Origin of the sequence: Virgibacillus sp. M23 (genome assembly GCF_034190895.1) — a bacterium.
In the GTDB taxonomy this organism is placed as follows: domain Bacteria; phylum Bacillota; class Bacilli; order Bacillales; family Amphibacillaceae; genus Virgibacillus; species Virgibacillus salarius.
In genome coordinates, this window is sequence record NZ_JAWDHA010000048.1 from 22,442 (window position 1) to 33,128 (window position 10,687).

The following is a 10,687-nucleotide window of genomic DNA, read 5'->3' on the forward strand; positions in this document are numbered from 1 at the left end:
AGTTTTATTCCTAATTGCTAGATTAGTTAGTTACTCGTGTTTTGATTCCTATGGGATTTGTTCGCTGAAACGTATCATATATTCTTGGTGCTACCATGGCTGCAGCGCCAATTGTCAGTAAATCTACTGGTAAGTATGCGAGCATGATTAGCCATGCCTTACTATAAGTTATACTCTCAGTAGCATCCATAAAGAATGCTAGAGAAAAATACATATAATTCGTTCCAATTAGGTAATTGAATACAAGTCCCACCAGAGAAGCAATAACAAAGGTAAGGGAAGTGGGTTTTCTTGTAAATTCAATCACTTTCCCTACCATATAGGCTGTAACAATAAACGATATAATAAAGCCAAAGGTTGGACTAAAAATAGTACCTAGTCCACCTTTCAAGCCAGCGAATACGGGAATACCGATAACCCCTACAAGGACGTATACGATCATGGAAATCGCCCCCCGACGGCTACCAAGTAGAGCACCAGATAAGAAACAAAAAAATGTTTGTAAGGTTATCGGTACACCGCCAATTTGCAAAAATGGCACCCATGTGGTTATATTTGCTCCAATCCCCATTAATGCTACAAACAAAGCTATTAAGGTCAAATCTAAGGTATGAACACGTATGTGCGTCTTCAATTAAAAGCCTCCTGTCTAAAAACCTGTAACGTAACAACACACCTGTCATTAAGGGTTTATTCCATCTAAGGCTAATAAATTAGCCACAAATTATAATTCTCTATAAGAATGTTTGAAGTGGTATGGACACTTTGGTTTGCTCAATCACGTGTTTCGGGCTATTCGAATCGAGCCAAGGTAGAATGCCAAGGACAGGAATCCCAGTTAGCTCCTCAATAATGCCAGGATTGGTTTGTTCAGCTGCCCCATGTTTGGCTTCATCTAATCCATTTAAAACAATTCCAGCTATTTCAAGCCCCATATGCTTGGCGAATTGAACAGTTAACGATGTATGATTGACGGTGCCAAGATGTATACTTGCTACAATTAACAATGGAAAGCCAATTGCTTTAGCTACATCGGCAGCAAGATAATTTTCACCGAATGGAACGGCAATTCCACCGGCACCTTCTACAATGAAGAATTCATGGGTATCTCTAATACTGTTCCAAGCGTTGACAATGGATGCTAGGGAAATCAACCGATCTTCTCTTTTGGCAGCAACATATGGTGCTAATGGCTCTTTAAATTGATAAGGTGTAATTTGCTCCAATGTATTCCTATCTCCTGAGAATCTCTTCAGAATAGCGGGATCGCTGAGGGGGTGTTCCCGTTTCTCTCCACTTAACATGGGCTTAAAAACGCCAACATCTATTCCTTGTTTGTGTAATGCACCGGCAATGCCAGCACCGATACATGTTTTACCAATACCCGTATCTGTTCCTGTAATAAATAATCCCTTTGATTTCATACTTTTGTCTCCGTTTCTTGGTTGATCTATATAGGTAGAGTAGTAGAAGTCGTTTATGTGAGATTTTATTTTTTTATGGTCTCCAATTGTGCATATTTTTCTTCTGTAATCTGTTGAATAGAGGCTTCCATAATTTTTATCATTTCCCGCAATTCCTGTCGTTTGCTAGATAGTGGCGGCATAAAAACAATCGTATCTCCCACTGGACGGGTTAGCATACCGAGCTGACGCATCTTTAAGGAAACGTCATAACCTACTCTTTTTTCGAAAGGAAAGGGTTCTTTTGTTTGCTTATTTTTCACTAGTTCTATTCCTACCATAAAACCAAGCTGTCTAATATCTCCAACATGTTCTAATTTATTGAAGCATTCTAATTCCCTGTACAGGTATTTCGAGTTTTCTTGCACACGAGTAATTACTTGTTCTTTCTTAAATAAGTCCAGATTGGCAAGAGCAACTGCGCAACCTAACTGATTTCCAGTGTACGAATGTCCATGAAACAATGTTTTCATATTTGTATAATCATCATAGAAAGCCTCATATATTTGCTCTGTTGAGAGAGTAGCAGCAATTGGTAAATAGCCTCCTGTGATACCTTTTCCGATAATCATAATGTCTGGAGTTACATCTTCATGCTCACAGGCAAACATTTTCCCTGTTCGACCAAATCCGGTAGCTACTTCATCGAGAATAAGTAGAACGTTGTATTTCTTACACAATGCTTCAACACCAGCCAAGTAGCCATGAGGCATTAATCGCATTCCTCCTGCTCCTTGCATCATCGATTCGACTGTTACGGCAGCTAGCTCATCCTGATGCTGATCTAATGTACGTTCTAGTTCTAGTAAGCACTCATTTTTACATGTTTCAGGGTCTCCACTTGGATGTCTATATACATATGGAAAAGGAACAGGGATGCTATCAAATGTAAGTGGCTGGTAGACGTGATGGAAAATATCTACCGCACCAACACTTACTGCGCCAATTGTATCGCCATGATAACCGTCCTTCATCGTTACAAATTTATTTTTACCTGTAACCCCTTGGTTTCTCCAATACTGAAAGGCCATTTTAAGTGCGATTTCAACAGCTTCTGCACCACTATCGGAGTAAAAAATACGATTTAGACCATCAGGGGTAATATGTACTAATTGTTCTGCTAATTCAGTAGCTGGCTGGTTTGTCATTCCAAGTAGTGTAGAATGTGCAATTTTATCTAATTGACTACAAATAGCTTCATTTAATTCTTTTTTTTGATGACCATGTACGTTTAACCATACAGATGAAAAACCATCATAATAGGATTTTCCTTCCGTATCTTTTAGGATAACGCCTTGCCCACTTTCAATAATTAACGGATTACGATCATAATCCTTCATTTGCGTAAATGGGAGCCATAGATGTCGTTTACTTTTTTCTATTAATTCACTGTTGCTCATTGATAGACCTCCATATTACATTTTATTGTTAACCATATTTTTTAAAGGTTAACAATAATGAAATCATAAAAAAACGTCGAGGTCAATCCTTATTGATAGAATTTGTTCGATGAATAGCTTGTCTATTATTGGCGATAAAAGGGCTGTTTGCATACCTTTTTTAAAATTAAGTTGTCGTACGAATCCTATTCTTAATTTCCAATGTAATATAACCATATATATAGAAAATTTGTATATTTTAGACAAATATAGACAGGGTCTATTCATTTTGCATAAAAAATGGTAGAATGGTAAAGCAACTCAAAAAATTACAAGCTTCAATCCTTGTAAACACTGCATTTACACTACCATTCCAAATAGCCTCTATTCACCAAATCGTCTCAGACAATCGAATATACAACTAGAAAGGACGAATGCTATGAATCTAACGAAAAAAATTCTGATTGCCCTCGTACTAGGAATCATCGTAGGTATAGGTTTAACTTTTTCATCTAGCGATGTATTTTCTGCTGTTGATACGTATGTATTAAATCCTGTTGGACAAATATTTTTAAATTTAATCATGATGATTGTTGTGCCGATCGTATTTGTTTCCATTGTCCTGGGAACAGCTGGGTTAGGTGATCCTTCGAAACTAGGTAAAATCGGCATTCAAACGGTTAGCTTTTATTTAGTTACCACTGCTGTAGCTCTTGTAATTGGACTTGGTGTCGGATTTTTACTAGAGCCTGGTAAAGCTGGAACATTTAATGTAGAAAATGTTACCTATGAGGAACAAGCAGCACCACCTATTATGGATACATTAGTTCAGATAATTCCCGAAAATCCAATCGAAGCAATGTCTACTGGAAATATGCTGCAAATCATTGCTTTTGCCATATTTATAGGGGTTTCACTAGCAGTATTGGGGGAAAAAACAAGTGGGATTCGTAGTTTATTTGAACAAGCAAATGAAATCCTTATCTTCCTTGTTAACGCAGTAATGAAAACGGCTCCGTATGGTGCGTTCGCATTGATTGCCTCAGCTATTGGAGATGCTGGATTAGATGCATTAGGGTCTATGTTCATGTATATGCTAGCAGTAATTGTAGCACTTATTTTGCATGGCGCAATTACGTATAGTTTGGCAATCAAAGGCTTAGGAAAAGCGAGTCCGTTAAAATTCTATAAATCATTCTTCCCTGCAATGTCTGTAGCGTTTAGTACATCTAGTTCAAGTGCAACGTTGCCTGTCTCTATGAAGTTGGCTCAGGAGCAGTTAGGAGTAAAGAAGTCGATTAGTAGTTTTGTTCAGCCTTTGGGAGCTACGATAAACATGGATGGTACTGCAATTATGCAGGCTGTAGCTACCGTGTTTATTGCTCAAGTATATGCAGAACCACTTGGATTAAGTCAATTATTGATGGTTGTCTTAACGGCAACGTTAGCAAGTATTGGAACAGCTGGGGTACCTGGCGTAGGCTTAATTATGCTATCAATGGTTCTTAAACAAGTTGGTTTACCTGTGGATGGCATCGCGCTAATCATTGGTGTTGATCGGTTATTAGATATGCTACGTACATCACTTAATATTACTGGAGATGCAGCTTGTGCCTATATTATCTCGGAAAGTGATAAGAAAAATAGTAAACAAAAAGCACAGCAATCTGCATTATAGTAGAACTGTTTTAAGATCCATCTAGCACGAAAAATATGCTAAACTTCTGTATAGTCAAATAGTGTACAGTAATCAGGAGAAACGGCTACCTGTGGAAAGGTAGTATATACCAGTAGCATGGATGGGGAGTTGACTGATGAAGTCAGCTCCTTTTTAGCAGCCTAGGAAATGATAAAATTTGCCCATGTAGATAAAAAGGCGCGTGTTGAGCCGTCCAGCTCCAGCGCCCAGAAACGAGGCGACTTCATGAATCGCCCTATGATACGTCATCATCGGCGCGCTAGCTTACCGTAATTCCTTTTTCTCCGTTGATTCGCTCCAGTCGCTACGTTTTTAATCGTGCGCTTGCCGCTTTTGTTCTAAGTTAAGAAAGTATAAAATCAGTGCAATGACTGCGTTAAGCCAAGTAGTTATTTTGAAATGTTAGATGTCTATTGGCAATGCTTCGACTAATTACTTCGCTTTCCGCGGGCGCGACCTCAACTAACTTTGCAAAGAAGAACACGTTGCAAAGTGGATTTTCGGCTCGCGCTAATCCCACAGGAGTCTACGTAATTAGTCTCCGCTATGAGAAGGTGCAACAATTCTTGTCATAAGTAATAGGTTGACTTTTTTTACAATGGGTAAAGTGAAAATCGCTATCCGTGAGTATAAAAGCAGCTGTGTTACTTCATGCTAGCGTTGTAGAGCCTGATAATAGCGAAGGCCGGCCACTTCAACTCCTGTGGGAAATGTTTGACCTGAAGATCCACTTTTTTGAGCGGGTTTTGCTAAAAAAGTTAGCTGAAGGACAAACCCCACGGAAAGGGAAGTGGGCAGCCGGAGTGGTGGTCAAGCAGTAGCTATTATTCCATAATAGCTACTAGAGGAAGCGTAAATCTGAGCATGTAGTGATAGGGACTGAGCGAATTTTGCTCAGTTTTTTTATAGTGGTAGTTATAAAATCAGTGTTATACGCCAACTTTTCTAATAAATAAATAGTTTATTACTTTAAAAATGTCACAGAATGTTCTAAAATAAATAATAGTTACCAAAAAGTTTGCATAATTTTTAATACATTGTTTTTTAATCGGTTCATAAATAGAATTAGTACTTGTAAACGTATCAAGGAGATATTTCTATTATTTGTAACCGATTTCAATTTATAAAACGAGGTGATTGGATGGATATGCAGAAGATACCAGTTAAAGAAGGTAATCATAATCTGAAAGATTATGAAAAAGTTAGGGAAACTTTTTCATGGGATGATATGAAGAAACATTTTTCCTGGAATGAAACGGGAAAGGTTAATATTGCCTATGAGGCGTTAGACCGCCATGCGGAAAATCCAGAGAAAAAGGACCAGGTTGCATTACTGTATTCTGATCCAGATAGAGAAGAGAAGGTAACCTTTGGTGACCTACGTGATGAGAGTAATAAGTTTGCTAATGTTTTACGTAAGTATAATGTGAAAAAAGGAGATCGCGTATTTCTGTTCATGCCAAGAAGCCCAGAATTTTATGCAGCTTTCTTCGGTATCCTTAAAGTTGGTGCCATCGCTGGACCTTTATTCGAAGCTTTCATGGAGCAAGCGGTTCGCGATCGATTGCAGGATAGTGAAGCAAAAGTGTTAATTACAACACCTGATTTATTGTATCGAGTTCCACAGGAGGATTTACCAAACTTAGAAAAAATAGTGCTTGTAGGGAAACATAACGAATCTGCGGATCATTATATTGATTATCAAAGAGAAATGAAGGATGCTTCTAATAAAACAGAAATGGAATGGGTAGATTTAGAAGATGGTATGTTACTCCATTACACATCTGGATCTACTGGAAAACCAAAAGGTGTGTACCATGTCCATAATGCTATGATTCAACATTATGCTACGGGCGAGTGGGTATTAGACCTAAGGGAAGAGGATGTATATTGGTGTACCGCTGATCCAGGCTGGGTTACTGGAACAAGTTACGGAATTTTCGCACCATGGTTGCATGGTGTGACTAATGTTATTCGAGGTGGAAGATTTACACCGGATGATTGGTATGGAACACTAGATACGTATAAGGTTAGTGTCTGGTATACGGCACCTACAGCACTTCGTAAATTAGTAAGTGCAGGAGAAGACGTAGTGAAGAAATATGACCTTTCTTCCTTACGACATATTATGAGTGTTGGAGAGCCATTGAATCCAGAAGTAGTGACTTGGGGATTAAAAGCATTTAATTTGCGGATTCATGATACATGGTGGATGACGGAAACAGGTGCACAGCTTATTGTTAACATTCCATCAATGGAGATAAGACCAGGATCAATGGGGAAACCATTACCAGGTATTGAAGCGGCTATTATTGATAATGAAGGAAATGAACTACCACCAAACCAAATGGGGAATTTAGCTATTAAGAAAGGTTGGCCATCTATGATGCGGGCTGTATGGAAGAATCCAAGCAAGTATGACAGCTACTTTATCCATGGTTGGTATGTATCAGGAGATAGTGCTTATAAAGATGAAGATGGCTATTTCTGGTTCCAGGGGCGTTTAGATGATGTTATCAATACTTCTGGTGAACGAGTTGGCCCATTTGAGGTAGAAAGTAAATTAATAGAACATCCGGCTGTTGCTGAAGCCGGCGTTATTGGGAAACCACATCCAGAGCGAGGAGAGATCATTAAAGCGTTTATTACGCTGAATGATGGGTATCAGAATACGGATGAATTACTAGAGGATATACGCTTATTTGTTAAGACAGGGCTAAGTGCTCATGCTGCACCACGTGAACTAGAAGTAAAAGACTCCATTCCTAAGACAAGAAGTGGTAAGATCATGCGTCGACTATTGAAGTCTTGGGAGCTAGGATTGCCTACTGGTGATACGTCAACATTAGAAGAATAGATGGTAGAGCCACAGAGGGTAAAATAATTTAGATAACGAAGACGCTTAATTATAGACTGATTAAAATATGCTCCCTTCCAAAGTAGATAGATCAAAAAATATAATCTGTTGCTTTGGGGGGATTTTTGTCTAGGAAATTACGGAAATTATAAAATTTGAGCCTGTGGATATATATGCGTGTTGAGCCGCGTGAAGCTCCAGCGCCCAGAAACGAGGCGACTTCATGAATCGCCCTAATCTAAGTCATCATCGGCGCGCAAGCTCATCGTAATACCTTTATCTCCGTTGACTCGCTCTAGTCGCTACGTTTCTACTCGGACGCTTACGCCTTTTGCTCTTGAAATGCTATCGAACGGAATGGATACAACACTCCTTTTACACCGCTCACTTTATAAGCTAGTTATTTCTTATTTACTTTGAAATCTGTTACATTTCCAATATGGGACATATTCATAAATTGAGGAAATGAGGAATCTTAAAATGTCTAAAGAATTTTGGGATCAAAACTTTTCAGATAAAGAATTTGTATATGGGAAACAGGCAAATCAATTCATCCAGCAAAAGAGTCACCTCTTATCTAAAAATTCAACTATAGGATGCTTTGCAGAGGGAGAGGGCAGAAACGCCATCTATTTAGCTGATTTAGGGCATGAGGTTATTGCTTATGATCAATCTACTGTCGGATTAGAAAAGGCAAAACAATTAGCTGTAGAGCAAGGAGTAAACGTACAAGCTATTCCCATGGACTTGACTAAGGAAAAGGTGATATCTCGCCAATTTGATGCGGCGATTATGGTCTTTGGGCATGTTCCAGCGGAAGATCAACATTTTTTTATTCATAATATAATTGCTGCTGTAAAGCCAGGTGGCTATGTAATGTTTGAGGTATACTCAGAGGATCAATTAGACTACCAAACAGGTGGACCAAGGGAGAAGGAAATGCTGTATCATCCATCGGATGTATTACAATGGATAATGCCTCATCATTGTTTGCATTTCTATTATGGAGAAGTAGATCGAAAAGAAGGAAAAAAGCATACTGGCTTGTCTCATGTTATTCAAACGGTTATAAAAAAGAAAGACTAGATATGTAAATAGAACCAAAGGATAAGCGGATTACTCCCTTAACCTTTGGTTTTTGTCGTTTATGCAGTAATGGATTCAGCTGGGCCAAAAATTTCGAAATGAATATCTTTGTCAGCTACATGTGATTTTTTTAAGCTTACATAGGTTGTACGCATGAATCCTTTTGGTCCACAAATGTAACATGTAGCATCTGATGTTGGTAAAATTGAAGATACCCACTCAGCGTCTATATAGCCTTTTTTATCACATCGATCCGTATCTTTGGGATGATTATAGATCGTATAGCTTGTCACATGATTATTAGAATTAGTAATGGTAGCAACTCTCTCTTTCAACGCATGATAATTTTCTGACTTTGCAGCATGAATGAAGATAACCTGTCGTTCAGGCTGTTCTTTTATCACCGTTTCTAACATACTCATCATTGGTGTCATTCCCACACCTCCACTAATTAGTATCAGTGGTCGATGATCTTGTTGATCAAGTATGAAGTCTCCAGCCGGTGCACTTATAGGTAAAATGCTTCCTTCATTAATTTTCTCATGTAAATAAGTAGAGACAATTCCTGCTGGGCCTTGTTCATTCTCATCCTCACGTTTAACACTAATGCGGTAATACCCTTCATCCGGAGCACAAGATAAACTGTATTGGCGAAGATGGGTATATGGTTCACCATCTATGTCTGCTTTTACAGTAATGTATTGTCCAGGCTGATAACTAGGAAATGGTAAACCATCCTCGGGAACTAAATAAAAAGATGTAATAACTTCACTCTCAATTACCTTTTTTGTCACTTTGAAATTTCGAAAACCTTCCCAGCCACCGGATGATTGCAATGTCTTATTATATAATTCTTTTTCCACGTTAATAAAAAGATCTGCTATGACATAATATGCTTTTTCCCATGCGTCGATCACATCATCATTAGCTACTTCTCCTAAAACATCTTTCATTGCTAGTAATAGGTACTTGCCAACGATTGGATAATGTTCTGGTTGAACATTTAGACTTTTATGCTTATGTGCAATTTGCATGACATGGGGTACTATTTCTTCTAAATGATCGATATTTGCCGCAGCAGCATAAACGGTATTCGCTAAGGCCTTGGGCTGAGCACCTCTCCGTTGATTGGTTTGATTAAATAAATTCTTTAATTCTGGATGATTTGTTAGCATTAGCTGATAGAATCGCTTCGTTATCTCTGAACCTTGTTGTTGTAATACTGGCACAGTAGCTTTAATAATGTCCTTTGTTTGCTCATCTAGCTCGACTGTTTGTGTTGACATAACTAAGCACTCCCTTTGAAATAAACATGTATTTTGTATACATGTTTATTTTATAATGATTTAACTGGTAAAAAAACAGGAAAATAAGCAAAATATGTTACAATAATGTGAAAACATGAACAAGTAGGTGTATCCATGAATCTTAAAAAATATACAGATTACGCATTACGTGTATTAATATTTACGGGAATGAAATCAGATCAAGAGCTGGCTACAATTAAAGAGATATCCGAGGTATATACGATTTCACAAGAACATGTAAGGAAAGTAGTACATGAGCTTGTAAAGATGGAATTGATAGAGTCGGTAAGAGGCAGGCATGGAGGAATTAGAATGGCTAAGCCACCAGAAGAAATCAATGTTGGTAGACTTGTTCGACAGCTTGAAGCTGATTTTGTCATTTTAGAATGCTTTGATAAAGGAACAAACCACTGTGTTATTTCTCCAGGCTGTACATTAAAACATGTATTAAATAGGGCGTTAGTCGCTTTTTTTAAGGTTCTTGAAGCATATACATTAAAGGATTTAATTAAAAATGAAGAAGAGCTTCGTGAACTAATGGGACTGTAAAAAATATGTTTTATATAAGAATTATTGGGAACATATAATTATGTAGTCATCGTAAAGGAGTATATCATGAGTAAAAAAATAGTAACTGTTATTACAGATATGTTTGAAGATGTGGAATATACAGAGCCAGCTAAAGCTTTCCGGGAAGCTGGTCATGAAGTCGTTATTTTGAAATGTTTGATGTATATTGGCAATGCTCCGACTAATTACTTCGCTTTCGGCGGGCACGGCCTCAACTAACTTTGCAAAGAAGAACACGTTGCAAAGTGGATTTTCGGCTCGCGCTAATCCCGCAGGAGTCTACGTAATTAGTCTCCGCTATGAGAAGGTGCAACAATTCTTGTCAT

Annotated in this window: 9 protein-coding genes and 1 pseudogene; 6 read left to right on the forward strand and 4 right to left on the reverse strand. The window is 38.1% G+C overall.

Features of this window, described 5'->3' with window-relative positions; translation table 11 throughout:
• Nucleotides 1-22: 22 nt before the first annotated feature.
• From RVS70_RS16110 to bioA, 3 genes are all read right to left on the reverse strand, one after another.
• Complete coding sequence (locus tag RVS70_RS16110) at nucleotides 23-634, reverse strand: ECF transporter S component (RefSeq protein WP_034678419.1); 612 nt, start codon at nucleotides 632-634, stop codon at nucleotides 23-25.
• Between the two features lie 100 nt (nucleotides 635-734).
• Complete coding sequence (gene bioD / locus RVS70_RS16115) at nucleotides 735-1,424, reverse strand: dethiobiotin synthase (RefSeq protein ID WP_026679905.1); 690 nt, start codon at nucleotides 1,422-1,424, stop codon at nucleotides 735-737.
• Between the two features lie 65 nt (nucleotides 1,425-1,489).
• Nucleotides 1,490-2,863, reverse strand: a complete 1,374-nt coding sequence (bioA, locus tag RVS70_RS16120; RefSeq protein ID WP_121604261.1) for an adenosylmethionine--8-amino-7-oxononanoate transaminase — start codon at nucleotides 2,861-2,863, stop codon at nucleotides 1,490-1,492.
• Nucleotides 2,864-3,281: 418 nt separating this feature from the next.
• Here bioA and RVS70_RS16125 point away from each other — a divergent pair, with 418 nt between their 5' ends.
• The 4 genes from RVS70_RS16125 to RVS70_RS16140 all read left to right on the forward strand — a co-directional run bounded on the left by RVS70_RS16125 (nucleotide 3,282) and on the right by RVS70_RS16140 (nucleotide 8,484).
• Nucleotides 3,282-4,520, forward strand: a complete 1,239-nt coding sequence (locus RVS70_RS16125; RefSeq protein WP_026679904.1) for a dicarboxylate/amino acid:cation symporter — start codon at nucleotides 3,282-3,284, stop codon at nucleotides 4,518-4,520.
• 644 nt (nucleotides 4,521-5,164) lie between these two features.
• Nucleotides 5,165-5,362: a hypothetical protein gene (locus RVS70_RS16130; protein ID WP_121603754.1), complete on the forward strand. Its 198-nt coding sequence runs from the start codon at nucleotides 5,165-5,167 to the stop codon at nucleotides 5,360-5,362.
• Nucleotides 5,363-5,682: 320 nt separating this feature from the next.
• Nucleotides 5,683-7,398, forward strand: a complete 1,716-nt coding sequence (gene acsA, locus RVS70_RS16135; protein WP_026680139.1) for an acetate--CoA ligase — start codon at nucleotides 5,683-5,685, stop codon at nucleotides 7,396-7,398.
• Between the two features lie 480 nt (nucleotides 7,399-7,878).
• On the forward strand, nucleotides 7,879-8,484 hold the full coding sequence (locus tag RVS70_RS16140; protein WP_321134024.1) for a class I SAM-dependent methyltransferase: 606 nt from the start codon (nucleotides 7,879-7,881) through the stop codon (nucleotides 8,482-8,484).
• Between the two features lie 59 nt (nucleotides 8,485-8,543).
• Here the strand turns inward: RVS70_RS16140 and hmpA are convergent, their stop codons facing one another.
• Nucleotides 8,544-9,770 carry an NO-inducible flavohemoprotein gene (hmpA, locus tag RVS70_RS16145; RefSeq protein WP_026681838.1) on the reverse strand — a complete coding sequence of 409 codons (1,227 nt, stop codon included), beginning with the start codon at nucleotides 9,768-9,770 and terminating at the stop codon, nucleotides 8,544-8,546.
• 135 nt (nucleotides 9,771-9,905) lie between these two features.
• Between hmpA and nsrR the strand changes: the two genes are divergently transcribed.
• Nucleotides 9,906-10,340 carry a nitric oxide-sensing transcriptional repressor NsrR gene (nsrR, locus tag RVS70_RS16150; protein ID WP_026681839.1) on the forward strand — a complete coding sequence of 145 codons (435 nt, stop codon included), beginning with the start codon at nucleotides 9,906-9,908 and terminating at the stop codon, nucleotides 10,338-10,340.
• Nucleotides 10,341-10,406: 66 nt separating this feature from the next.
• Nucleotides 10,407-10,514, forward strand: a pseudogene (locus tag RVS70_RS16155) (DJ-1/PfpI family protein); the annotation flags it as partial.
• Nucleotides 10,515-10,687: the final 173 nt, after the last annotated feature.

What these genes read in the sequence shown, in the direction of transcription:
- bioD (WP_026679905.1), bottom strand. Translation starts at nt 1,424, where the DNA reads ATGAAATCAAAGGGATTATTTATTACAGGAACAGATACGGGTATTGGT.
- bioA (WP_121604261.1), bottom strand. Translation starts at nt 2,863, where the DNA reads ATGAGCAACAGTGAATTAATAGAAAAAAGTAAACGACATCTATGGCTC.
- RVS70_RS16125 (WP_026679904.1), top strand. Translation starts at nt 3,282, where the DNA reads ATGAATCTAACGAAAAAAATTCTGATTGCCCTCGTACTAGGAATCATC.
- acsA (WP_026680139.1), top strand. Translation starts at nt 5,683, where the DNA reads ATGGATATGCAGAAGATACCAGTTAAAGAAGGTAATCATAATCTGAAA.
- RVS70_RS16140 (WP_321134024.1), top strand. Translation starts at nt 7,879, where the DNA reads ATGTCTAAAGAATTTTGGGATCAAAACTTTTCAGATAAAGAATTTGTA.
- hmpA (WP_026681838.1), bottom strand. Translation starts at nt 9,770, where the DNA reads ATGTCAACACAAACAGTCGAGCTAGATGAGCAAACAAAGGACATTATT.
- nsrR (WP_026681839.1), top strand. Translation starts at nt 9,906, where the DNA reads ATGAATCTTAAAAAATATACAGATTACGCATTACGTGTATTAATATTT.